Source organism: Marinicrinis lubricantis, from assembly GCF_042658665.1.
GTDB lineage: Bacteria > Bacillota > Bacilli > Paenibacillales > KCTC-33676 > Marinicrinis > Marinicrinis lubricantis.
Map to the genome: position 1 here is coordinate 34,179 of NZ_JBHSQV010000032.1, position 24,136 is coordinate 58,314.

Annotated in this window: 19 protein-coding genes, 1 pseudogene and 1 riboswitch; all 20 genes and pseudogenes read right to left on the bottom strand. The window is 47.4% G+C overall.

Going from position 1 to position 24,136, the window contains the following annotated elements; translation table 11 throughout:
- Positions 1 to 75: 75 nt before the first annotated feature.
- Positions 76 to 585, bottom strand: coding sequence for a hypothetical protein (locus tag ACFPXP_RS05160; RefSeq protein WP_379893031.1), 510 nt, complete (start codon positions 583 to 585; stop codon positions 76 to 78).
- Positions 582 to 1,349, bottom strand: a complete 768-nt coding sequence (locus tag ACFPXP_RS05165; protein ID WP_379893032.1) for a metallophosphoesterase family protein — start codon at positions 1,347 to 1,349, stop codon at positions 582 to 584. Before ACFPXP_RS05165 ends, ACFPXP_RS05160 begins: the two co-directional genes overlap by 4 nt.
- A gap of 146 nt (positions 1,350 to 1,495) precedes the next feature.
- Complete coding sequence (locus tag ACFPXP_RS05170; RefSeq protein WP_379893033.1) at positions 1,496 to 2,389, bottom strand: MetQ/NlpA family ABC transporter substrate-binding protein; 894 nt, start codon at positions 2,387 to 2,389, stop codon at positions 1,496 to 1,498.
- A gap of 30 nt (positions 2,390 to 2,419) precedes the next feature.
- Positions 2,420 to 3,100 (bottom strand): methionine ABC transporter permease, encoded by a 681-nt coding sequence (locus ACFPXP_RS05175; RefSeq protein WP_379893035.1) that lies wholly within the window; start codon positions 3,098 to 3,100, stop codon positions 2,420 to 2,422.
- Complete coding sequence (locus tag ACFPXP_RS05180; RefSeq protein ID WP_379893037.1) at positions 3,100 to 4,104, bottom strand: methionine ABC transporter ATP-binding protein; 1,005 nt, start codon at positions 4,102 to 4,104, stop codon at positions 3,100 to 3,102. Before ACFPXP_RS05180 ends, ACFPXP_RS05175 begins: the two co-directional genes overlap by 1 nt.
- 114 nt (positions 4,105 to 4,218) lie before the next feature.
- Positions 4,219 to 4,335: riboswitch (SAM riboswitch) on the bottom strand.
- A 185-nt stretch (positions 4,336 to 4,520) separates the two neighbouring features.
- Positions 4,521 to 5,210 (bottom strand): phosphatase PAP2 family protein, encoded by a 690-nt coding sequence (locus ACFPXP_RS05185; RefSeq protein ID WP_379893039.1) that lies wholly within the window; start codon positions 5,208 to 5,210, stop codon positions 4,521 to 4,523.
- Positions 5,211 to 5,503: 293 nt separating this feature from the next.
- A complete protein-coding gene (locus tag ACFPXP_RS05190; protein WP_379893041.1) occupies positions 5,504 to 5,833 on the bottom strand; it encodes a heme oxygenase in 330 nt (109 codons plus the stop codon).
- Positions 5,834 to 5,962: 129 nt separating this feature from the next.
- Positions 5,963 to 6,758 (bottom strand): annotated as a pseudogene (locus tag ACFPXP_RS05195) (ABC transporter ATP-binding protein).
- A complete protein-coding gene (locus ACFPXP_RS05200; protein WP_379893043.1) occupies positions 6,751 to 7,692 on the bottom strand; it encodes an ABC transporter permease in 942 nt (313 codons plus the stop codon). Before ACFPXP_RS05200 ends, ACFPXP_RS05195 begins: the two are co-directional and overlap by 8 nt.
- A 59-nt stretch (positions 7,693 to 7,751) precedes the next feature.
- The gene (locus ACFPXP_RS05205) at positions 7,752 to 8,807 is read right to left on the bottom strand and encodes an ABC transporter substrate-binding protein (RefSeq protein ID WP_379893045.1); all 1,056 of its coding nucleotides are present in this window, start codon (positions 8,805 to 8,807) and stop codon (positions 7,752 to 7,754) included.
- A 250-nt stretch (positions 8,808 to 9,057) separates the two neighbouring features.
- Positions 9,058 to 9,942 carry a patatin-like phospholipase family protein gene (locus ACFPXP_RS05210; RefSeq protein ID WP_379893047.1) on the bottom strand — a complete coding sequence of 295 codons (885 nt, stop codon included), beginning with the start codon at positions 9,940 to 9,942 and terminating at the stop codon, positions 9,058 to 9,060.
- A gap of 116 nt (positions 9,943 to 10,058) precedes the next feature.
- Positions 10,059 to 10,280 carry a DUF2905 domain-containing protein gene (locus tag ACFPXP_RS05215; RefSeq protein WP_379893049.1) on the bottom strand — a complete coding sequence of 74 codons (222 nt, stop codon included), beginning with the start codon at positions 10,278 to 10,280 and terminating at the stop codon, positions 10,059 to 10,061.
- 79 nt (positions 10,281 to 10,359) lie between these two features.
- Positions 10,360 to 12,114 (bottom strand): ABC transporter ATP-binding protein, encoded by a 1,755-nt coding sequence (locus ACFPXP_RS05220; protein WP_379893138.1) that lies wholly within the window; start codon positions 12,112 to 12,114, stop codon positions 10,360 to 10,362.
- Positions 12,115 to 12,151: 37 nt separating this feature from the next.
- Positions 12,152 to 13,909 carry an ABC transporter ATP-binding protein gene (locus tag ACFPXP_RS05225; protein ID WP_379893051.1) on the bottom strand — a complete coding sequence of 586 codons (1,758 nt, stop codon included), beginning with the start codon at positions 13,907 to 13,909 and terminating at the stop codon, positions 12,152 to 12,154.
- Positions 13,910 to 14,284: 375 nt separating this feature from the next.
- Positions 14,285 to 14,746: a PaaI family thioesterase gene (locus ACFPXP_RS05230; protein WP_379893053.1), complete on the bottom strand. Its 462-nt coding sequence runs from the start codon at positions 14,744 to 14,746 to the stop codon at positions 14,285 to 14,287.
- Position 14,747: 1 nt separating this feature from the next.
- On the bottom strand, positions 14,748 to 16,436 hold the full coding sequence (locus ACFPXP_RS05235) for an AMP-binding protein (RefSeq protein ID WP_379893055.1): 1,689 nt from the start codon (positions 16,434 to 16,436) through the stop codon (positions 14,748 to 14,750).
- 41 nt (positions 16,437 to 16,477) lie between these two features.
- The gene (locus ACFPXP_RS05240) at positions 16,478 to 18,244 is read right to left on the bottom strand and encodes an acyl-CoA dehydrogenase family protein (RefSeq protein ID WP_379893057.1); all 1,767 of its coding nucleotides are present in this window, start codon (positions 18,242 to 18,244) and stop codon (positions 16,478 to 16,480) included.
- A complete protein-coding gene (locus ACFPXP_RS05245; RefSeq protein ID WP_379893059.1) occupies positions 18,237 to 19,454 on the bottom strand; it encodes an acetyl-CoA C-acyltransferase in 1,218 nt (405 codons plus the stop codon). Before ACFPXP_RS05245 ends, ACFPXP_RS05240 begins: the two co-directional genes overlap by 8 nt.
- A gap of 24 nt (positions 19,455 to 19,478) precedes the next feature.
- Positions 19,479 to 21,875, bottom strand: a complete 2,397-nt coding sequence (locus ACFPXP_RS05250; protein ID WP_379893061.1) for a 3-hydroxyacyl-CoA dehydrogenase/enoyl-CoA hydratase family protein — start codon at positions 21,873 to 21,875, stop codon at positions 19,479 to 19,481.
- 29 nt (positions 21,876 to 21,904) lie between these two features.
- Positions 21,905 to 24,103 (bottom strand): (Fe-S)-binding protein, encoded by a 2,199-nt coding sequence (locus ACFPXP_RS05255; RefSeq protein ID WP_379893063.1) that lies wholly within the window; start codon positions 24,101 to 24,103, stop codon positions 21,905 to 21,907.
- Between the last annotated feature and the right edge of the window lie 33 nt (positions 24,104 to 24,136).

Genomic DNA, 24,136 nt, shown 5'->3' on the forward strand with positions numbered 1-24,136 from the left:
TCCTGTTGTTAATCTTCAACCATCCGAATTTTTATCACTTCACACTATTATATCACATCAGAGCTTCATTTGACTTCATTCCTTACATTGTTTTTGGGAAACTAAGCGAGTCAGCGGTCTAGCGTACAATATGATTGCAAGGGAAATCACGGTCTTTAAACCCGCACTAATCAACTCATCCGCCAACCCTTCATTTCCAATGCGGAATGGATCCAGATCTCTTTCTGCAACGATTGAAATCAAACTGGAAATCAGCTCCGGCAAGCCGCTCACCAGCATGACCAGCCCAACGATCATTAAACTTAGGGGATACAGCCCATTCATTTCTATTTTTTCCACTTCGTCCTCTTTTGCCGGAACTAATTTATAAGCTAACGGTTTAGCGAGAAGCCACAACAATAACGATACACCGATCATGAAAATTCCAGGAATCAGCTGGAGCAGCAAATAACGTTCCAGTTCATGATCCTCTTGTGAAATCATAACATAGCCTAACCATTGCTGAACAAGGAAGAATAACGCCTGTATTCCGAAATAAATGGACAACAACCGTATCGCAACAAACGCAGCCGTCTGGAGCTTCATCCTTGTTCCCCTTCCCTCTTTGACTTGCTCTGCAGCCCTCGGTAAACCGCCGTTCTAAGTTCGGCGGCATACGGTTCAAGCAAGGGCATTCGTTCATCTTTTGCGAGCTGAATGGAAAGCTCAATATCATAGGAGACTCTTGCAAACTGAATCGTGAATGGAGCGGCTTCCCTGCACTTATACTCCCCTTCCATAATCACGTAAGAAGCACTTGTCATATCCAACGGATTGCCGACACTGCCGGTATTGAACAACGTTTTTCCATCCATATGCTGCATATACGCCTGATGAATATCACCATAACCCGCAACGTCGGGTCCTTCAACATAACAGGAGGATGGAGTGCTGTCCGTATTGTCGAACATCGTAAGCCTGTCCTCCCATGAATCCCACGGCTGTATGCGGCAGTACACACTTTGCGGCGAAGCATGAAAAAGTCGAACCCTTCTGCCACTCATCCAGTAATCATAACAGAATGGCAGCTCAGATAAATATTTCATCCGTTCTTCTCCAAGCCGGTTCTGGTGCCACTGAAGCTCTGGAGACGTTTGAGGCTTTACGATAAAATCGTCCCAATTTCCTCTTATGACGATGTCGCAGACCTCGCGAGTACGATCCACTGCTCGCTCGGAATGAGGCCCTTTGCCGACAAGATCTCCTAAACAAAAAATCCGTCTTATGCCGCGCCGCTGAATATCTTCTAGTACCGCATCGTAAGCTGGCATATTGCCGTGAATATCCGAGATGATCGCAATCTGCTCCATTAATTCCCCTCCTCTTCTTTTCTCTAAAACATCCTCATTCTGTATATTTTAACACACGCTTACACTCCATTTCCTACAATTGTAACAATCAAGAAAAAACGGCGGACCGAATCGGTCCGCCGCACTATGTCATGATCTTGAACTCATTATTCAAATACAGGCACAACTGCGCCTTGATACTTCTCATTGATGAATGTTTTCACGGCTTCGGAATTGAGCGCTTCTGCTAGCTTTTGGATAGCATCCGAATCTTTATTATCCGGTCTTGCCACCAAAATATTAACATATGGAGAATCGCTTCCTTCAATGAACAGTGCATCTTCCGTTGGTACTAAACCAGCTTCTAAAGCGTAGTTCGTATTGATCAATGCCATGTCTACTTCTGGAAGCATCCTAGGCAGCATCGCAGCTTCCAATTCCGTAAATTCTAGATTTTTAGGATTTTCCGCAATGTCATCGATCGTGGCTTCGATTCCGGCATCTTCCTTCATTGTAATCAGGCCGTTTTCCTGAAGCAGAAGAAGAGCGCGTCCGCCGTTCGTTGCATCATTCGGAATAGCAACTTTCGCCCCATCTTCCAACTGATCGATAGAATCGATTTTTTCTGAGTAAGCGCCGAAAGGCTCAACGTGAACTCCAACGACATTGACAAGATCCATGCCTTGCTCCTCATTGAATTGGTCCAGGTATGGCTGGTGCTGGAAGAAGTTCGCATCTAATGCACCTTCATATACTTGAACGTTCGGCTGTACATAATCTGTAAATTCTTGAATTTCCAGGGTGATGCCTTGCTCAGCCAAAATCGGTTGAACCTCTTTTAAAATTTCAGCATGAGGAACCGCCGTAGCACCAACCTTGATGGTTACCGGTTCTGCGGCATCCGTGTTCTCAGCTTCATTGCTGTTTTGATTTTCTGTTGCAGCCCCTTCATTTCCCCCGTTAGATCCGGAAGTACCGCTGTTGTTATTGTTCCCGCCGCCGCATGCTGCCAGAACAAAAACAAGGACTAAGGAAAGTAATGCCAATAATCCTTTTTTCATGATGATTTCCTCCTTTTGTTTCATCTATATTTATTTTTTAGTAAAATGCCGGACCAGACGATCGCCTAACATCTGCAATATCTGAACCAGCACAACTAACAGAATAACACAGACATACATTACTTCAGGTTTGAAACGTTGGTAGCCATAGCGTATTGCCAAGTCACCCAGACCGCCCCCGCCGATCGCACCGGCCATCGCCGTATATGATACGAGTGTGACAGCAGTAATCGTAATCCCCGCTATAATCCCGGGACGGGCTTCGGGCAGCATCACCTTCCAAATAATTTGAAGCGGTGAAGCTCCCATCGATTGTGCGGCTTCGACGACACCTTTATCCACCTCACGTAATGATGTCTCAACCAGTCTTGCAAAAAATGGTGCAGCCGCAATGACAAGCGGCGGTATCGTACCTTTCACGCCTATCGAAGTATCGACCAGCATTCGTGTAAAAGGAATGAGCATGACCATCAATACTATAAATGGGATCGAACGCAATATATTAATAACAAATGATAGAATCGAATAAAACCATTGATTTGAAAACAATTGACCTTTCGAAAATAAAAACACAAGTACGCCCAACGGAAGTCCAATGAGGAGCGTGAACAAGGTGGACCATCCTAACATGAGCAGCGTATTTTGGCTCTGCTCCCAAACTTCGTCCCAGCGAACCTCTTTCATCAGATCCGACGAATGAAACCAATCCATCACAGCACCTCCACCTCCAATCCCTTCTGCTTCAACAGTTCCGCAGTTCTGCCTGCATCAGCTGCCTCGCCATGAAGCTCGATGATCAGCTGACCATACGGAAGGTCCTTCATTTTGGAAATGGAGCCCTGCAATATGCTGAAGGATAATCCGGTATCTCGGATGGTCTCGAATAAGACAGGTTGGTAAGTTGTTTCCCCTTTAAAAGAAATTTTCAGGAGCGAGTGAAGAAGAGAGCCCTCAGCATAGCTCCGAACCTCCTCATGATCATTCACCTGTGAAACGAATTGGCGAGTTACCGGGTGCTGCGGACGCAGGAACACGTCGACGACTTTCCCCGATTCTACGATTTTCCCTTGATCAATAACCGCCACTCGGTCACATATATCTCGGATGACCTGCATTTCGTGCGTGATCAGGACGATGGTGAGATTCAATTTTCGGTTAATATCCAGCAGAAGCTGAAGAATCGATTTGGTCGTTTCCGGATCAAGAGCCGATGTCGCCTCATCGCAGAGCAGCACATGTGGGTGATTAGCAAGTGCTCTGGCAATCCCCACGCGCTGCTTCTGTCCTCCAGACAGCTGGGAAGGGTATTTAGATAGGTGCGCTTCTAAACCGACCAGCTGGGCTAACTCCTCAACACGACGCTTTACTTCGTTCCGGTTCGTCTTGACGAGACGCAGCGGAAACGCGATATTCTCAAATACAGTAGCGGAAGAAAGCAAGTTAAAGTGCTGAAAAATCATCCCGATATTACGTCGTTCCGCTTGAAGCTTCCGGCCCTTTAATGCGGTTAGCTCGACCCCATTCACATATACACGGCCTTCGGATGGCTTTTCCAATAAGTTGATACAGCGAATCAACGTACTCTTGCCAGCTCCGGAATGTCCAATAATACCGAAAATTTCGCCTTGAACAATGTCCAAATCCAGTTCATCCAGTGCCTTCAGCGTCTGCTTCCCGCTTTGATATATTTTGGTTAAACCTTCTAGTTTTATCAACGAACACACCTCTATAGAATTCTAGACTATGAAAATCACATTACATCAGTCATCATTTCTCGACAAAAAAACCTATTTCAGGCATGAAATAGGGTAACCTTGAAGTTCACGCCTATCTCATCTTTCAGTTCCCAAAGGTTCTGAAGGAATTGGCACCAGACGTCTGCAGTAAGGATGCAGACCGGTTGCCGGGCATCATAGGGCCTTTCCCTCCGCCGCTCTGGATAAGATAGAATCCATTTGAAATTCGTTAAAATAATATCAACATATGATCGAAGTATATCGGATCGAGAAGAGCACGTCAAGAACTATCCTGATTTCATTATTAGACATTAATTTGCATTAATTTACATATCCAAATAATGGTTTGTTATAAAAAAGAGACACAGTATAAAACTGCGTCTCTTCCCTTTCGTTTAACCGGGTAAATTGGCACCCTTCGCTTTTTGTTTGGCCAAGTACACGCTTCTTGCAGCTCTTTTTTCCTTGATCTTGCTGGCAGCTGCATTGGTAGCGAAAATTAAAGCCTCTCCTAAAATGATCGCAATAATGAGATCCGGTATATAGTGCTGCTTGACGAATAAAGTAGATAAATAAATGGAATAACATAAAATATTAATGGCGAGACGGAGCAGTTTCGGCATCGCAACCTTCTGGAACGATCTCATCAAAAGCCATGTCGTCAACACATGAATACTCGGAAAACAATTGTATGGCAAGTCGTTGCTGTATATATACTTCACAAGATTCAATAAGAACGTATCGTCCGTAATCTCGGGACGAGGTACATGCGTTTGATAGTTAATATAAACAATATAACAAATGATATGCCCAACCACGGAATTGACAATATATTTATAATACTCTTCTCGATTCAGAAAGCACATGAACACGAGGCTGATAAAGATAAACGGTCCCCATATAATGTATGGAATAATAAATGCTTCCCAGAAAGGGATGTAGTCGTCGATTCCGAATTTAATAATATGGATAGGACGATCCGCGCTGTTGACCAGACCGTACGTCGCACTGCAAGCTGAAATGGCCAGCATATAAACTAAAGGAAAGAGCTCTCTCCAGGTCAATCTTTGAAGCCATTGTTTCATGCTTGGGTTCTCTCCCTTGATCTTTTTTTGTCTATTTTGAACAACAATACTACTCATTCTAATCGCTCTTTAACTTTCCCGCAACATTTTTTTTCAAAAATATCGAGATTTCCACATCATATGACAAGGATTCTCAGCAACAACTTCATCTTCTCTTCATTTTTTAATTACAATAGTATAACGGATTACAACCACATAAAGTTGTTGCTGCTCCGAAAAAACGCAAAAAAATACAGCCTGCTTTATGAAGGCAAGCTGTGCGTCTCATCATGCGAATTCAACTGTATTGAGTTCTATAATGTATCCCTCTCAATAGAGGATACGATTTTAGATATCACTATTTCACTCCCCAACATAGGCGATTCCGTATTTTCATTTTGAGATTTTGCTCCTCGATGCGCTTCTCTGAATGCATCGCTTTGCTTCCAGGCCTCAAAGTCCTCCAAGGTTTCCCAATACATATTGACATGAAGCTCATCGTGCTCCGTTACATTTTGCCTAAGTGTCACTTCAACCTTGACGAACCCTTTCATCTGCTGCAATGGTCCAGGCTTAGTGAATCTCGGCGCCATTTTCTCCGCAAAACCCAGCTTTGTACGTATTCGATTCGTTACAATATACATGTGTAGGATCCTCCTCGTTCGGTGGTGTGGAATGATGACATGCTCATTCAGTTCAAAGTATACCTCTGTATCATTATACAAATCAAAAAACAGGCATTTCTGCCTGTTTTCTGCAAGACCGATGGTTCATTAGCCGAGCATTAATCGCTCGTCAGCCAATTTTTCGCCCCGTATCGATTCAAATTCCTTCAGTAGATCATCAACACCGAGATTTTTCTTTTTCTCAGGCGGCACGTCTAAAATGATCTTCCCTTTATCCATCATAATCAATCGATTACCTAATCGAATGGCCTGCTGCATATTATGCGTAACCATTAATGTCGTTAATTGAAATTCTTTAACGATCCGCTCCGTCAAATCCGTAATCAACTCTGCACGCGAAGGGTCAAGTGCTGCTGTATGTTCATCGAGAAGCAAGATCTTGGGCTCTGTAAAGGTAGCCATGAGCAGGCTGAGTGCCTGGACGCTCACCACCGGACAGCAGCCCTACTTTCGCATTCAGACGATTTTCCAAGCCGATCCCTATTCGCTGCAATTGCTCCTGGAAATAAGCCTTCTTCCGCGATGTTAAACCAAGGCTCAGCTTTCTCCTTCTCCCGCGTAAATAGGCAATAGACAAATTCTCAGCGATCGTCATATGCGGTGCCGTTCCCGCCATAGGATCCTGGAACACACGGCCAATCCAGCGGCTGCGAGTGTGCTCCCCCAACGTGCTTACCTTATTGCCGTCAATCTCCACCGTTCCAATATCCGGCTGCAAAACGCCGGAAATCACATTCATTAGGGTCGATTTACCGGCTCCGTTGCTGCCAATTACGGTCACGAAGTCTCCCGGCTGAAGCTCAAGGTCCACTTGTGACAAGGCAAGCTTCTCGTCCAGCGTGCTCGGATTGAACAATTTAGTAATCTGCTGAAGTTTAAGCACGGATCCCGCCTCCTTTTTGAATCGAGTCGCCTGCTGTACTGCTCAATTGACGGCCGCGTTCAGCTGCTACTTTCTTTTGCTGTATCGATTTACGAATTCTCGGTATGGTCAAAGCTATGATGACTATTAACGCCGTAATCAGCTTCATATATGCCGGATCCATATTGTATTCCAGTGCCAGTGCCAATACGAAACGATATACGATCGCGCCAAGCACCACGGCCAAGGTCGTGCGAAATACCGTCTTCAATCCAAACAGCGCTTCACCGATAATGACAGAAGCAAGGCCGATGACAATCATCCCGACACCCATTTGCAGATCGGCGAAGCCTTGGTATTGAGCAACCAGCGCTCCGGACAACGCGACGAGGCCGTTAGACAAGCTGATGCCTGTAATAATCGTCGTATCGGTATTTACTCCAAAGCTGCGGATCATCTTCGGATTATCCCCAGTTGCTCGAAGCGCCATGCCGACTTCTGTATGAAGAAACCAATCCAAAAGCAACTTCGCGATAATGACGACAACGCCCATTACCCATATCAGTGCTGATTCAGGAATATAACTAATAATCGTATCTTGACCAAAAAGCGGAGTATTCGCTTGACCCATGATTTTCAGGTTAATCGAATACAAGGCAATCATCATTAAAATACCAGACAACAGATTGTTAATTTTCCCTTTCGTATGCAATAATCCGGTAACTGCTCCGGCAGCACAACCAGCCAAAAATCCTCCGAAAGTAGCGATATAAGGCGAATAACCATTCGTCATCAAGACTGCGGCTACTGCAGCACCCGTCGTAAAGCTTCCGTCAACGGTCAAATCGGGAAAGTCCAAAATACGAAACGAAATATATACACCGAGAGCCATGAATGCATAAAGCAATCCTTGTTCTACGGAGCCGTTAAATGCATTTAACAATGCGTCAAACATAAGTTTCCTCCTTCTAAGAAGTAAAGAGTGACCGCAGTACACAGTCACTCTCCGTGATGTTATTCAATGATATTTTCCGGCTTCAGCGTCTGCAGCAGCTCATCACTGAATTCAACACCCTGCTCTTTGGCGTATTTCAGGTTCACAACCAGATCAAGATTTTCCGGGAATTGAACAGGCACTTCCGAAGGCGCTTTGCCATTCTTCAATATTTCGACTGCCATTTCACCCGTTGCATAACCAATTTCAAAATAATCTACACTGAACGTAGCAACGCCACCCCGTGCAAGAGAGTCCTTTTCATTTGTAAAGATCGGAATGTCTTTATCGTTCGCTACCTGTACAATGGCTTCCAACGCCGAGATGACTGTATTGTCCTTCGTAGTAAAGAACGCATCGACTTTACCGGCCAGCGAATCGGCAGCCTGCTTTACTTCGCTGCTGTTCGTAATATTGGCTCTTTCCAGCTTAATGCCCAAGGCTTCCAGCTCTTTCTCCGCTCTCTCCACGGCGACTAAAGAGTTTTGCTCACTCTGATTAATAATGACACCGATCGTTTTAATCTCAGGAAACTGCTCAGAAATAAATTTCATCATTTCTTCGATTTCTTCAGGATGCGTGTCAGACATCCCCGTCACATTGCTCTCAGGCTGCTCAAGATTTTCAACGAGTCCAGCACCTAAAGGATCGGTCACCGATGTAAATAATACCGGGGTCTCTTTTACTTGCTGCTTCAACGCCTGTGCAATCGGGGTCGCGATGCCAAGGACGAGATCTAAATCTTGTCCAGCAAATTTTTGTGCAATCGTCGCACTCATCGTTGGGTCGTTCTGCGCATTTTGATAATCAAGCTCTAAATTCACACCTTCTTCAATGCCAGCATCTTTCAGTGCTTGAATGAAGCCTTCGCGGGAAGAATCCAAGGATGGATGCTCAAGCAGTTGGGCGACGCCTACTTTATAAACCGTTTCGTCCTGACCTTCATTCGCAGTGCCGTTAACAGGCTGGTTTGCCGAGTTTCCTGCATTGTTCGCATTGTTTGTGTTTCCCCCGCCGCAAGCAGCTAAGAAAACCGTCAAGAAACATACCATCATGATGATAAGTCCTCTTTTCATCACATCGTCCCCCATCTTGTATGAAAATTGTTTTTTTACGCCTAAAAGAACCAAAGATTTAAAGGGTTAAAGCGGCGCAGAAGTATATGATTTATGATATAATGCGCGGTTTTTAACGTCAACCAATATTTTTACAAGATGTTAATAGAACAATTATCCATTGGTTATTATTAACAAATCAAAATATTGACATGTAAATACCCCCCTCCAACTCCACAAATGGAATCGAAGGGGGGGGACGTTATCTTATTCAACTGCTCATCACAGGAGCGACGCTGCTGTGTATCCACTTCAACATTTGGTCGCTCAGGCTTTTCGCATCTTCATAGCCTTGCTCATACAATTGCTCCAATTTGGGTTGATCTTTGTCGATACGCCCTACTTCCACTTTACGGGAAGGACGTATAACAAACACCTTACCTTCTTGTTCAAGCTGCTGAATGAGGTCCATCGTCCGATTATAAACTTCTGCTCTTCGAATCAGCGCCTGAACCAGACCTTTATATTTCGGGTAAATCATTTTCGCCATGCGCTGCTTCGTAAAAGGCTTTATACGGTAGCTTTCATCCTTGGTCAGCACCACAACGACTTTCTGATTCCCGTCCTGCAGCGCCTTCTCTACAGGAATAGGGTCCGAAACTCCGCCGTCAAACAACAGCTGGTCACCAATCCGTACCGCTTTTGAGATAAATGGCAGACTCATCGATGCCTTAATCGCCTCCATGATATCGCAATCGATTCGCTTCACTTCTTGGTGTTCAAAGTAGACTGGTTCCCCTGTATACGCATCTGTCGTTACGACGACGAACCGCTCGTTGCTGCTTCGAAACGTATCATAATCAAAAGGCTCCATCTCTTTCGGAAGCTTATCAAACAAGAAGCTAATTCCGAACATGCCGCCTTCTCGCAGCAGGTTTCTGTAGCTGAAATAACGAGGATCGTTCACATAGTTGATCGATACCTTCCGGTTTCTACCTGGTTGACGGGAAAGGTAAGACGATGCGTTGCACGCTCCGGCGGACACGCCAATCACATAAGGAAAATAAATCTGTTGTTCCATAAACCAATCCAATACGCCCCCGGTGTAAACTCCTTTCATCCCTCCGCCTTCCAGCACAAGGCCTACATTCTCCATTCCGATCCCTCACTATCCATTGTCTCTATTTCGTCTCTTTGGAATCACAGTCATTGTCCTTATTGTACCATATAATAAATGGGATAAAGCAAAGCGAAATTTCTCGGAAAAATGTTTTATTTTTTGAAAATTTGGACGAGATAATAAAGCAGCGAGACGATGATGCTGATCATGATCGAGGTCGTAATCGGAAAATAAAACCGGACGTTCTCCTTCTCTATTCGGATATCCCCTGGAAGCCGGCCGAGGGGCACATTTTTGAGCCCCAGCTGCCACAGCACGCCTAATATAACGAGTACAATGCCGCCTATGATCATCCATTTCGCTGCCGGATTCATATTTATTCACGATCCTTCATGCACATTTCTATTTAGTACGATTCTGCCCATCTAAGGAATACTTCAACCGCCACCAGCTTTACTGGAGCTGCGGCTTCCACCTCTCCATATTATGCCCTCTGCGAGAATGCCTGTGCAGCTCAGCGTAATATCCATTCCGTTTCATAAGCGCTTCATGATTTCCTTCTTCCACGATATAGCCGTTACGCATCACAATAATCCGGTCCGCTGAGCGAATAGTCGAGAGACGATGAGCTATAACTAGGGTCGTCCTTCCTTTTGACACCTTCGCCAGAGCATTCTGAATGAGTCTTTCCGTATGTGAATCTAAATTGGCGGTCGCTTCATCTAAAATGAGAATCTTCGGCCGGAACACAATAATCCGCGCGAAGGAGATCAGCTGCCGCTCTCCCGCCGACAATCCGCTTCCCCTTTCAGATACGACGGTGTCATAGCCTTCTGACAATCTTCGAATCATTCCATCCGCACCAACGAACGTACAGGCTCGAATGACATCCTCGCGAGAAATATCCTCACGGAACAGCCTGACGTTATCCAATATACTCCCTGAGTAAAGGAAAGGGTCCTGCTGGACAAGTCCGACAACCTGGTGCAGTGCATCCTGCGGCAGTCTTCGGACATCAATGCCGTCAATTTGGACATTGCCTTCATCGACATCGTAGAACCTGGCCAACAAATTGACAAGCGAGCTCTTTCCTGCACCTGTCGTTCCCACAATGCCTACGAACTCCCCCGGTCTAATATGGAGATCGAGGTCGTGAAGCACTTCTTCCCCTTTCGTATAGGAGAAGCGAATATGGTTAAAATCAACGCGCCCTTGAATATTCTCAATCGGTTTGTTCATCGTTATTTCCGGCTTCGGATCTTGAACCTCCGGCTCCACGGAGAAAATTCGCCACAATCGCTCGACAGATACGATTGTCGATTGCAATGTATTCCACTGCTGTGTAATTTGGTTGATCGGTTGGAAAAATTGACGTATGTAACTGATAAAGGCATACAACACCCCAAACTCCAGCGAATGATCCAGCACTGCTCTTCCGCCTAACCATACGACGACGGCAATCGAAACGTTGCCCAATATATCAAATGTACGATTGAACATAATCGATGTACGCACTTCTCGCAAATTTTCCTTTAAATAGGCCTTATTTTGCTCTGTGAATCGTTCCTGCTGCTCCTTCTCCTGATGAAACGATTGAATGAGACTCATCCCCGCCAAGTTCTCGGCCACGAAAGCAATACAGCGCGACAGCTGTGCCCTGCTGCGTTGATATACCGAACGGAGTGTTGAGCGGAAGGCTGCTGCAATCAATGTAATGATAGGAAATAAAATGAGACAATACAGAGCCAGCTGCACATCCAAATAAAACATGAAGCCGATGATTAAAATGATGGATAAGCCATCGCGAACAAGACTAAGCAGAACGGACGTAAAGAACTGATTGATCGTTTCCGTGTCGCTCGATTCATTCGTTACCAGACTGCCGATGGAATTGCGATCAAAGAACGACATCGACTGCTTTGAAATATGCTTGAATAAATCTTTCCTGAGCTGGCCCACAATGCTTTGGCCTGCCCGCTGCAGCAAATTGGCCTGTAAATAAGAGAATATAAATGCGATGATGGCAAGGAGCAAATATATCGCTCCGATGAAGACGATTTTGGCAGTCCCATGTTCACCGGTAATCAAGTTCTCATCAATTGCGATTTTAACCAGGTACGGCTGCAGCAAATCCGCTGCAATCGCAAAAAATGTACAGAAAAAGCTGGTCATAAATACGTAACGATGGGGCTTTGCATAAGCAAGCATGGCTCGAAACGCTTTACGTCTGTCTACCCTTTCTGAATTATCCACCTTGCTGCTCAATGCTGTCATCTCCTTCCTGAATGCTGTGCAGAGAAGCATAGTAACCGCCAAGTCGAAGAAGCTCTTCATGGGTACCTCGTTCTGTGATACGCCCATCATCAAGCACAATAATTTCATCAGCGTGCTTCACCGCACTAATTCGATGTGCGATCAGGAGCGTGGTTTTTCCTTGACGCAGCTTCTTCAAGTTCGATATGATTTTCGTTTCTGTCACCGCGTCAACTGCACTGACACTGTCGTCCATGATGAGTATCGGCGCATTCTTGATCATGCCTCGGGCAAGACTCGTACGCTGTCGTTGACCGCCCGACAAGGTAAGTCCTCTCTCCCCTAAGCGAGTCTCGAAGCCTTTTGGAAAACCTACGATATTTTCGTAGATCTCGGCATGCTTTGCAGCCTCCTCTACCCTTTCCATAGATGCTTTCCGATCATAGAAAGCAATATTGTCGCGAATAGTTGTACTAAACAGAAAACCATCCTGCGGGACATAGGCAATTTGAGAACGAAGCGACTCTAGTGTAATTTGGCGTATATCTTTGCCTCCGATCATTATCGTATGCTCAGGGGCATCGTACACACGCAGCAGCAGCTTCATTAAAGTGGTTTTTCCGCTTCCGGTTTTTCCGATAATCCCCAGCGTGCTGCCTGCTTTGATGCTAATATGAATATCCTGCAGCGATGGCCTATTTGCCCCAGGATATTGAAATGACAGACCATGAATTTCGATATCTGTTGCCGCTGGCTGCAGAGGAGTGGCCTCAGCAGCTTCGCGAATATCCGGCACTTCGGATAAAAGACGATTCAAACGATCCAATGAAGCACGCGACCGTTGAATCGTATTAATGACATTCCCAATTTGTTGAAGCGGTTGCATAATCATTCGCAAATACAATGTGATGGCTACGAAATCCCCGAGGGAGAGCGCCGACCTGCTCACTAATATCCCGCCATACGTAATAGCGACGACCATTGACATCGCTCCGACAAATGGAAGCACCGATTGAAACAAGGAGGTAGCCTTAACGAGTCGAAGCTGATTCGCGCGTATGCGATCTACGGTTTCGCTGAACCGTTCATGTGCAATCTGCTCCGTGGCGAACGTTTTTGTCACTTTAATGCCGCCGAACTGTTCCTCTGCCGATTCGGTCATCACCGCTAGCGATTCTTGAACATTCTTGGAGCGTTCGCGAATCCTCGGCCCAAAATAAATAACCAGAAAAGGAATGGAAAGCAGCGGAGCTACACTGATCGCGAGTAATGAGAAGGGAATGCCGCTGATCGAGATCATTACTATGACACTGATCAGTAATATCGAGGCATTCGTCATCTGATTCACACCGTTGGCAATCGATTCACGAACGGAGGTTACATCGTTCATGACGTAGCTGAGCATTTTTCCTTTTCCGTTTCTGGAGAAATAATCTTCACTAAGCACTGTGAAATGTCGAAACAGCTTTTGTCGTGTATTAAATTCAAAATAGCGGCCCATCCGATGATTAATATACTGCCCGATTCCAAAAAATAAACCATACCCGACACCGATCGCCAAGAGCAGCAGGCTGTACTTGACTACCGATTGCTCTGTTAAACCTTGAAGCTCAAGCTCGTCGGTAAATTGCCCTAGGACCCTGGGGAAAAAAGCATAGATGATGTTTGCCGCAGCCATGATAGTGACTGCCACAGCGTAGTAAGGCCAATGAGCCCGGATATGATCCCGCAGCAGCTTCTTACCTTTCATCTTCCAATCACTTCCCGTCTTCTTGTTGATGCGCCTTCATGCAGACGCAAATACCGATCGATTCCCTTGACAATTGTTGATTATATGTGGCATGTGTCAAAGATAGAATCTTTATATTTAAAAACCGACCAAGGGGCCGGTGGTTCGTCATGTCCGCATCTAAGAACCATTACATCCTAGGGCAACAATTGTATAGATTCGGTGCACTGCAAAAAAAGTTAACAAATTGTTCACAAACTCTATTATCTATCAACTTATTTCATTCTTCAATCCTATTTGCACATTTACATTTCATTTTCATAAAAATAATGAAGACCTGCACAAATAACAGGCCGCCCGGTTATGGCGCCCTGCTTATGTGTTAAGATTATGGGATTACTTTACCAGAGGTCCTACGGAACGGAACGTGCCGGTTGCCATGGCAAGCCGTCTGCCATCCTTGTCTTTCACCTGAGCCTCGATCGTAAGACTTTTGCGCGTCTCATGAACGATATTCGCATAGGTCCAAATTTCACTGCCTTCCGCCTGCGCGAGAAAATGCAAATTGAGATGACTGGTCACAACCTTTTCACCCGGACGAGCCATCATAGCTGCAATCCCCATACAATTGTCTATTAAAGTCGAGATCACTCCGCCATGCAGAATGCCCATGACGTTCAAATGATGAGGTTCTATTTCGAGATAAAGTGTTGCACTTCGCTTGTCCGCATGCTTTAACTTGCATCCGATGTAGCCCCAGAACGTAGAAGACGCCCATTGCTCCATTGCCTCAATATCCATCTGTTCAATACGAATCGGTTCGTTTTTTGAAATTCCTTGATCGTTTTGCTTAGTCATGCTATCCCCCATCTGATTGTTGCTGCGTTTTTTGCTCAACTAATGCTCTCTTAAGCACTTTGCCTACCATCGTTTTGGGCAGGACATCTCTAAATTCATACACTCTAGGCACTTTATACGCGGCGAGCTTTCGTCTGCACCAGCGATCCAGCTCCTGCTCATCTGCCTGATGGTCCGCTTGAACCACGATGAATGCTTTCACCGTCTCTCCACGGTAAGCATCTGGAACTCCAATGACGGCAGCCTCCAGCACTGCTGGGTGAGCGTAAAGCACCTCTTCTACCTCCCTCGGATACACATTGAATCCGCCGGCAATAATCATATCCTTCTTGCGATCCACGATCGAAAAGAAACCTTCTTTATCCATTGTAGCCAAATCTCCAGTGAATAGCCAGCCGTCCCTAAGAACCTTTGCCGTCTCCATCGGCTTCTTCCAATAGCCTTTCATGATTTGAGGACCTTTCACAACCAGTTCACCGATTTCACCAATTTGTACAGCTTCTCCAGTTTCCGGGTGGACGACTTTGGCTTCCGTATCCGGAAAGGGTATTCCGATCGTCCCATTTTTTCTTTTCTCCCATATGTTGTTAGCGTGAGTTACGGGAGATGCCTCTGTCAATCCATAGCCTTCAATCAGCTTACCGCCCGTTAATGCCTCGAATTGTTCCTGCACTTCTTGGGGAAGAGGTGCTGATCCGCTGATACATATATTAATGGAAGATAAATCATACTTTCTTATTCGCGGATGATGGATCAGGGCAATATACATCGTAGGTGCACCCGGAAAAATCGTTGGCTTATACTTGCGAATCGTCTCCAGTATGACATCGGGTTCAAACTTGGGGATGAGCAAAAGTGTTCCCCCGGTATAGACGGACTTATTCAAGAGTACCGTCAAGCCGAACACATGGAAACAAGGCAGTGCGGCCAAATAAACCTCTTCGCCCGGTTTAGCACCGTAGCTCCAATGAACACTTTGCAGTGTGTTCGAAATCAAGTTACGGTGAGTCAGCATGACACCCTTCGGCGTACCTGTCGTTCCCCCCGTATACTGAAGCAAAGCCAAATCCTCTTCTGCATTCACCTCATAGATGACAGCCCGCGGAGTCGATTGCCACAGCATATTCGAGAAGGGCAGTGTTTTCGGCCCGTAATCTTTCTTCAGGCGAATGCCTTCCTTACGCATCTTTAAAGGGTACAATATGTTTTTCGGGAAAGGCAAATACTCTTTTAGCGAAGTGAAGACAACCTTCCTCAATGAAGTACGCGGCTGAACCCGAAGCACTTTCTCAGTCAACAAATCGAGCGTTACTAAATACGATGCTTCGGAATCATTAAGCTGATGCGTTAATTCGTCCTCGGTATACAGCGGATTCGTCATCACTACAATGCCGCCAGCCAGCAGGGTGCCGAAATAGCTGATGAGCATTTGAGGGCAATTAGGCAGCATGATCGCCATGCGATCACCCGCCTTGAATCGGCAGCCATCCACTAAATAATTGGCAAAGCGGTAAGCTGAATCCAGCAATTGTTCATACGTCAACGATGTATCGAAAAAAATGGCGGCATGTCTTGCGGGGTACCGCTGTGCCGTGTCCACTAAAAATTGAGCGACATTTTGGTTCGGGTATTCGTAAGTAGGCTTCACTTCGTAGGGATAATGATCCAGCCAAATGTTCGAGCTGCTCATGAACAACCCTCCTCACCCGATTAGGCCTTTTCGGCTTTTCACTATACGATATATCTCTCGCTCGAGAGGACACGATCCGCAATGCTTTTTTTCGTCGCGAGCAAATTGGAAGGCGTGTAACGTGTGCATTTTTTCAATATGGATAAGTGCGTTCTCAGCGTATCTCCTTTCGCTAAAGCACTGATAGCCGTTTTACAAAGCCGATGCATCTCTTCAAACGCCTCCTCGGCATAAACCTGTGTCATTTCCAAATACGGTACCGCTTTTGGCTTGCCATGAGCCTCCAGCTGCTTCTTCGTCCGAAGCCATGCACTTTCCATGGCGTATACGCGTATCATCATATCCGCGAGCAGGGCCAGTATGTTCTGTTCCTCTTCCAGCTTTGTTCCAAGCGTCTGAACCGCAAGGCCGCCGCAGTATAAAAACAAGTTTTTCGCGGACTGAACAAAATACGCGATCCATTCCTCGCCGCTTTCCATTTCATAAGGCGGCATCCACTGCAGCAGTTCTTCCTGAAGCTGCTGTATTTTGTCCAGCAGAGCCAGTTCACCCTTCATTGCTTTTTTCATCAGCATACCGGGAATTAATAGTCGGTTGATTTCATTGGTACCTTCAAATATGCGGTTGATGCGAGAATCTCGATATACACGTTCAATCTTATATTCTTGTATATATCCATAGCCACCATGGATTTGTACTCCTTCATCCGCCACGAAATCCAGCGCTTCGGTCGCAAACACTTTGTTGATCGAGCATTCCAGCGCATATTCGGCAATACCTTTCGCATAACTAATTCCGTCTTGGCCCGGCAGCTGGCGCAGCATTTGGTCGATATAGCCGGAGGTGCGGTACACCATGCTCTCCATCACATAGGTGCGTACATTCATATCTGCCAGCTTCTGGCGTATGAGCGGGAACGAGGAGATCGGCTTTCCAAATTGAGTTCTCGTATTGGCGTATTTTGCGGACAGCTCAATCGCTTCTTTGGCTCCGCCCAAGCACCCCGCAGCCAGCTTGAATCTGCCAATATTGAGAATATTGAAAGCGATGAGATGTCCTTTCCCTTCCTCCCAAAGCAAATTTTCAGCCGGTACTTCGACATCCTCGAAAAACAGCGGCCGCGTCGAGGAGCCCTTGATTCCCATCTTCTTCTCCTCCGGACCCATACTAAAGCCCGGCATGCCCCTCTCGACAATAAAAGCGCTGAAATGTTTCCCGTCCACCTTGGCATAGACGATGAATATATCCGCAAATCCCGCGTTCGTAATATACAGCTTCGAGCCGTTCAGCACATAATGTCTTCCGTCTGAAGACAGCACGGCCGTCGTTTTAGCCCCAAGTGCATCCGATCCGGAGGCAGGCTCCGTCAAACAATAAGCAGCAATTTTCTCTCCTGTGGCCAGGAGCGGCAAATATTTCTGCTTCTGCTGTTCATTGCCGAAGAAAACGATCGGCAGCGTTCCAATCCCGACATGAGCTCCGATCGACAAGGCGAATGAAGAAGCTCTGGAGAGCGATTCATTGATCAAGGTGGAGCTCACTTTATCAAGTTCCAAGCCGCCGTAAGCTTCGGGAATGTCGGCGCTTAATAAACCAAGCTCTCCAGCTTTCCGCATAAGTTTAACCGTCAGCTCATAATCCAGCTTTTCGATCTGTTCATCATGAGGCAGCACTTCCCGCTGTACAAAATCCTTCGTCGTCTCAGCGAACATGTGCTGTTCGTCCGTAAAATCCTCCGGGGTCACGATGCGATCCAGCTGATCCTCCGTCAACAGAAATTCACCGCCGACGATTCCTGCCTTATTCATTCATACCGCTCCCTTTCTGCGCTTTTCCATCTCCGTATACTTCAAATACGCCTGCTGCCCCCATGCCGCCGCCAATACACATCGATACCACACCTAAGCCGCCGCCTCTTCTGCGCAATTCATGAATCAACGACACGGACAGTTTCGTGCCGGTACAGCCTAACGGATGGCCTAAAGCAATCGCCCCCCCGTTGACATTGACCCGCTCTGCTGGGAGTGACAGCTCCTTGGTGATATGAAGACATTGCGAAGCGAAAGCTTCGTTGATCTCAAACAGATCGATTTGATCTAAATTTACTCCCGCCATCTTCAATGCATTAGGAATGGCCTTCACGGGTCCGACCCCCATGATCTCCGGGTCCACGCCAGCCAGTGCAAACGAACGGAAGGCGGCAATCGGCGTCAGCTGTAATTCTTCAGCCTTTCTGCGGCTCATCACCAGCACAGCCGCTGCTCCGTCGCTCATCTGTGAAGAATTCCCTGCGGTAACCGTTCCTCCGCGGCTAAACACAGGCTTTAATCTGGACAACGATTCGATGGAAGTATCAAAGCGAACCCCTTCGTCTTGAGTCAATACTTTTCGCTCCGACCAGGCTCCTCTTGTCTCGTTAAAGCCTTTGTTCACAACCTCAACCGGAACGATCTCATCACGAAAGGACCCTCTGAATAGCGCCTCAGCTGCCTTTTGGTGACTGGATAAAGCGAATGCATCCTGCTCCTCTCGGGTAATTCCAAAACGTCCGGCCACTTCTTCCGCTGTGTGGCCCATTGTCATATACAGCTCAGGCATATGTTCCAATATAACCGGATGCGGTGACAGCTTGAAGCCGGTCATCGGCACATGACTCATGCTTTCCACCCCTCCGGCGATGATCATCTCCGCGGAACCAAGCATAATTCGTTCTGCTGCCAGAGCTATCGACTGCAGGCCAGAGGAGCAAAAGCGATTGACCGTCATCGCAGGTACACTAGAAGGCAGGCCAGCATACATTGAAATGATTCGGGCGACGTTCATGCCTTGTTCGCCTTCGGGCATCGCGCAGCCTAAAATGACATCATCCATTTGCTCACCTTGAACTCCTGGCGCTCGCTCCAGCACAGCCTGAAGAACAGCTTTCCCCAAATCCTCCGCACGTGTCTGCTGAAACATTCCTTTCTTTGCTCTGCCTACGGGGGTTCTGACGGCCGCCACAATTACTGCTTCCTGCATACGAAATCTCCCCTCATCCTCCTATTAATTTCGCAGCGGCTTGCCTTTAGACAGCATGTGCTGCATACGCTGTTGCGTCTTTGGCTCTCCGCACAGACTTAAGAACGCCTCCCGCTCCAAATCCAAAATATGCTGCTCGCTAACCATTGTATTTTCCCCGACCGCACCGCCGCTGAGTACCGCTGCAAGCTTGCTTGCGATCAACGCATCGTGTTCACTAATATATCCGCCCCTCAGCATCGTCTGAACCGCCGCCTTCAGCAGTGCAGCTCCGTTCTCACCGGTAACACGGATCATCGCCGGGTACGGTTGCGAATAGCCGGCACGGTTAAGCTCAAGCACAGACTGCTTCGCTTCATAGATTTGGCGCTCCTGCTGCATCACGACACGATCTGTCGGTCTGGCATAGCCTAAATTCGCCGCATCGAACCCGCTCGAAGAAACTTTAGCCATCGCTATCGTCTCGAACAGTGATTGGAGCTGGGGGGTCAAATCCTGCTCCAGGCCAGCTAGATCGGACATTCTGCGCAGCATTTCCTTGCAGCCTCCGCCAGCTGGGATGAGACCTACACCGGTTTCAACCAAGCCGAAGTATGTCTCCGCCGCAAAAACGGTACGATCCGAAGGCAAACATACCTCTACGCCGCCTCCCAGAGTCATCCGATGCGGCGCAGCGACAACAGGCCGCTTGCAGTATTTCAATTTCGTCATCGTATCCTGGAAATAACGAATAATGCGATCTACCTCATCCCATTCCTCATCCTGCGCCTCCATCAGAAGCAGCATGATGTTCGCGCCAACGCAAAAGTTCCGGCCTTGATTGGCGATAACAAGTCCGGCGTAGTCTTTCTCGACAATGTCTACGCTTTGCTGAATCATCGATAAGATATCCGCACCGATGGCATTGTTCGGGGAGTGAAATTCCAGACAGGCAACATCATCACCGATATCAAGCAGACTGGCTCCGCTGTTTCCGAGAATGACGCCGCCGCTGCGCTTTAGACGCGGCAGATGGATCCATTCGGGCGGCGTGTCCAGAGGCCTATATCCTTTTCCTTCAGCAACCTGCAGTGCACCTTCCAATTCCCGGTAAAACGCTGCCGTCCCCGCTTCAAGACGTTCTTTCACCCAATCCGGCACCTTTAACCCTTCCTGCTCCATCCGCCGAACCGATGGTTCTACTCCGATGGCATCCCATATTTCGAAGGGCCCGAGCTCCCAGTTGAAGCCCCACTTCATCGATTGATCGATGTCCTCAATTCGGTCCGCAATTTCTCCCAGTTTCTCTGCAGCATATACGAGAACATGCTTGAGGACATCCCACGCCAGCTTCGAATATTTATCGCTCCCCCCAAGCAGTGCCTTTATTTTGCTTGCCGTACCTTTCGCCTGTTTCGCTGCCTGCAGTGAAGAGGAAACTGGATGTTGACGCTCCCGATACTGCATCGTCTGTAAATCCAGTGTCTTAATGACACTGCCTGAAGCACCTTTTACCTTTTGATAAAATCCAGATCCGCTTTTCTCCCCAAGCCATCCTTGATCGACCATTTTTTGCAGCAGCTCAGGAATGTCAAACGCTCTGCGCTCGCTTTCGTCTAATGCCCGATCCCTTACATTGCCGGCTACATGCAAAAACGTATCCAGACCGACTAAATCGAGCGTTCGGAATGTCGCGCTCTTCGGCCTACCAAGAGCTGGCCCCGTAACAGCATCTACCTCCTCGATGGTATACCCGTGGCTTACCATTTCCTGCACAGTCATCATGAGGCCGTACGTACCGATTCGGTTGGCAATAAAATTTGGCGTGTCCTTGGCAATGACGACACCTTTCCCCAGTCTTTTCTCACAAAATTGTTTCATATCTTGCACCAGCGATGAATCCGTCATATCGCCTGGTATGATTTCCAACAGCTTCATATATCTCGGCGGATTAAAGAAGTGCGTCCCCATAAAATGCTGCCTAAACGATGGAGAGCACGACTTGCTCATCTCCTGAATAGATACACCCGAAGTGTTGCTGGAAACAATCGTCCCAGGCTTCCAAACCTGTTCGAGCCTGCTCAGCAGCTGCTGCTTCACATCCAGTCTCTCCACGACCGCTTCAATGATCCAGTCCATCTCAGAAAGCCGCTCCCAATCATCCTCTACGTTGCCCGTCTCGATCCGATGGATGAAACGCGCATCATACAGTGGGGCTGGGTTCATACGGACTAGCCGCTGCTTTCCTTGCTCCGCCAGGCGGTTTCGAACCGCTGAATGCGAAATTGTTAGCCCTTTGCGTTCTTCATCCGGAAGAAGTTGATGCGGAACCACATCGAGCAGCAGGCAGCGAATGCCTGCACCTGCGAGGTGACCTGCAATGGCCGCTCCCATCACGCCCGCGCCAATGACTGCGGCACGATCAATTTGTACGGCTGACATGTTACAGCCTCCTTCTTGCTTCATATTCCTTATGTCCCAAACATCGACATCTCTACTATTTCAGCGATATCCTTTACTCTCACCGTATCGTCACGGTCGAGCTGCTTCGTCCCATCCTCCAGCATCGTTAAGCAGTAAGGACATGCTGAGCCGATCATCGTTGGTGCAGTTTCCAACGCTTGTTCCGTTCGCGCGATGTTCACCCGTTTTCCTCGTTTTTCCTCTGTCCACATCATGCCGCCTCCTGCACCGCAGCACATGCCGTTCGAACGGTTCCGCTCCATTTCCGTCAAACGCAATCCCGGCACTGCATTCAATATGCGCCTGGGCGTCTCATACACGCCGTTATATCTTCCCAAGTAACAGGAATCGTGATATGTCAACGTTTCCTGAACAGGATGGGACATACGGATTCGTTCATCCTGGATCAGCTTCCAGATTAGCTCGGTATGATGGTACACTTCTGCTTCGAGTCCGAACTGCGGATATTCATTTTTCAGTATGTTGTACGTATGCGGGCAGCAGGTTACGATTTTTTTCACACCGTAAGACTGGAACAATTCGATATTTTGCAGGCAGATCTCTTGGAACAAATACTCGTTGCCTAACCTGCGCACCGTGTCGCCCGAGCTGGGTTCCTCGTTTCCAAGCACGGCAAAGGATACGCCGCCCCGCTGTAAAATGCGGGCAAAGCTCTTCGAGATGCTCCGGCTGCGATTATCATACGAACCCATGGAACCGACGAACCATAAATATTCAAATTCCGGCAGCTCCTTCACCGTATGAATTGCAGGGAAATCATCATCCTTCGCCAAGTCCTGCGCCCACTGGAAACGGTCGTTCCGGTTCATTCCCCAAGGATTGCCCTGCCGTTCAATATTCGTCATCGCCCGCTGCGTATCGGAAGGCAGCTCTCCCTGCATCAGGACCAAGTGCCTGCGCAAATCAATGATTTTATCCACGTGTTCATTGTCGACCGGACATTGATCCTCGCAATTTCTGCAGGTCGTACACGCCCATATTTCCTCAGGAGCCATCACATCTCCGATCAAATCCAGGGACTGAATATTCTCTTCTTCCTGAATCCAAGCTTGGGACTGTGCTTGCATCGTAGCTTGAATGCTAGTAACAGGCGCAGGCTGAAACGCATTCAAGCGGTGCTCCCCTGCTTGCGGTTTAAATCGGTGAACTGAGGCGAACGAATGGGCGAAGGCCGGCACCCAGGGTGACTTGGAGGTGATGGCAGCCCCTTTTTCCGTTAAATGATCTCTCAGCTTCACAATCATGTGCATCGGCGACAACCACTTGCCTGTACCCGAAGCCGGACATACATTCGTGCAGCGCCCGCATTCCACGCAGGCATATAGATCAAGCAGCTGCTTCTGGCTAAAATCCTCCACTTTGCCGACGCCGTATGCTTCCAGCGATTCATCCTCAAAATCGATCCTTGCCGGAACGCCGACAGGTCCTTGTCTTCCCAGCAGCAAATTCACCGGTGCGGTAATTAAGTGAAAATGCTTGGACTGGGGAACATAAATTAAAAAGCTGAATAATATAAGCAAATGAGCCCACCAGCTTGCATAAAAACCGGCTTCAACTGCCACATTCGGCCACTCGTCCGTCAGACTGCTCAATCCGCTCGTCAATGGTTTCATCATGCTGTAAGCATCACCATGCCGTGCATGATCAAATGCGAGGGTCAGCAGGACGGACAGCATCAAGAAGAAAATAAAAAACAGAACAATACTCGGTTTCCAGCCCCTCTTCAAACGCGTAAGCTGTTCCGCGTATCTGCGGAATCCCGCGTACCCCACCGCAATCAAAATCAAAACCACAGTAAGCTCCTGCATCAGCTCAAACCATCCATAAGCCGGCAGCGGCAGTCCTCGTTGGAACACCCCTCTCCATATGAGATCGAGTGCGCCAAACTGTAAAATGATAAATCCATAAAACATCACCGCATGCATCATCCCGCTCTTTCGGTCCTTCAGCAGCTTCGTTTGACCGAAGGTCTGAATGACAGCTTTTTTCCATCTGCCGCGCCAGCTGCCCTCAAGCTTCACTGCATTTCCAAGCCGAATATACGCCAATCTGCGGCTGATCACTTGAATAAACCAGAAACATGCCGTGCAGGTAACGATAACAAACAGGATAAGATGGATCCAAGTGCCCCACAACAATCCCTCGCCTCCTTTCGTCGTCACCGGACAAGTTGTAATCGCTTTCATAAAAGTTCGCCGCTAAAACTTATCCGCTCCTTT

Coding starts and splice junctions, on each gene's coding strand:
- ACFPXP_RS05160 (WP_379893031.1), bottom strand. CDS start 585: ATGAAGCTCCAGACGGCTGCGTTTGTTGCGATACGGTTGTTGTCCATT.
- ACFPXP_RS05165 (WP_379893032.1), bottom strand. CDS start 1,349: ATGGAGCAGATTGCGATCATCTCGGATATTCACGGCAATATGCCAGCT.
- ACFPXP_RS05170 (WP_379893033.1), bottom strand. CDS start 2,389: ATGAAAAAAGGATTATTGGCATTACTTTCCTTAGTCCTTGTTTTTGTT.
- ACFPXP_RS05175 (WP_379893035.1), bottom strand. CDS start 3,100: ATGGATTGGTTTCATTCGTCGGATCTGATGAAAGAGGTTCGCTGGGAC.
- ACFPXP_RS05185 (WP_379893039.1), bottom strand. CDS start 5,210: ATGAAACAATGGCTTCAAAGATTGACCTGGAGAGAGCTCTTTCCTTTA.
- ACFPXP_RS05190 (WP_379893041.1), bottom strand. CDS start 5,833: ATGTATATTGTAACGAATCGAATACGTACAAAGCTGGGTTTTGCGGAG.
- ACFPXP_RS05200 (WP_379893043.1), bottom strand. CDS start 7,692: ATGTTTGACGCATTGTTAAATGCATTTAACGGCTCCGTAGAACAAGGA.
- ACFPXP_RS05205 (WP_379893045.1), bottom strand. CDS start 8,807: ATGAAAAGAGGACTTATCATCATGATGGTATGTTTCTTGACGGTTTTC.
- ACFPXP_RS05210 (WP_379893047.1), bottom strand. CDS start 9,942: ATGGAGAATGTAGGCCTTGTGCTGGAAGGCGGAGGGATGAAAGGAGTT.
- ACFPXP_RS05215 (WP_379893049.1), bottom strand. CDS start 10,280: ATGAATCCGGCAGCGAAATGGATGATCATAGGCGGCATTGTACTCGTT.
- ACFPXP_RS05220 (WP_379893138.1), bottom strand. CDS start 12,114: ATGCTTGCTTATGCAAAGCCCCATCGTTACGTATTTATGACCAGCTTT.
- ACFPXP_RS05225 (WP_379893051.1), bottom strand. CDS start 13,909: ATGAAAGGTAAGAAGCTGCTGCGGGATCATATCCGGGCTCATTGGCCT.
- ACFPXP_RS05230 (WP_379893053.1), bottom strand. CDS start 14,746: ATGACTAAGCAAAACGATCAAGGAATTTCAAAAAACGAACCGATTCGT.
- ACFPXP_RS05235 (WP_379893055.1), bottom strand. CDS start 16,436: ATGAGCAGCTCGAACATTTGGCTGGATCATTATCCCTACGAAGTGAAG.
- ACFPXP_RS05240 (WP_379893057.1), bottom strand. CDS start 18,244: ATGAATAAGGCAGGAATCGTCGGCGGTGAATTTCTGTTGACGGAGGAT.
- ACFPXP_RS05245 (WP_379893059.1), bottom strand. CDS start 19,454: ATGCAGGAAGCAGTAATTGTGGCGGCCGTCAGAACCCCCGTAGGCAGA.
- ACFPXP_RS05250 (WP_379893061.1), bottom strand. CDS start 21,875: ATGTCAGCCGTACAAATTGATCGTGCCGCAGTCATTGGCGCGGGCGTG.
- ACFPXP_RS05255 (WP_379893063.1), bottom strand. CDS start 24,103: ATGAAAGCGATTACAACTTGTCCGGTGACGACGAAAGGAGGCGAGGGA.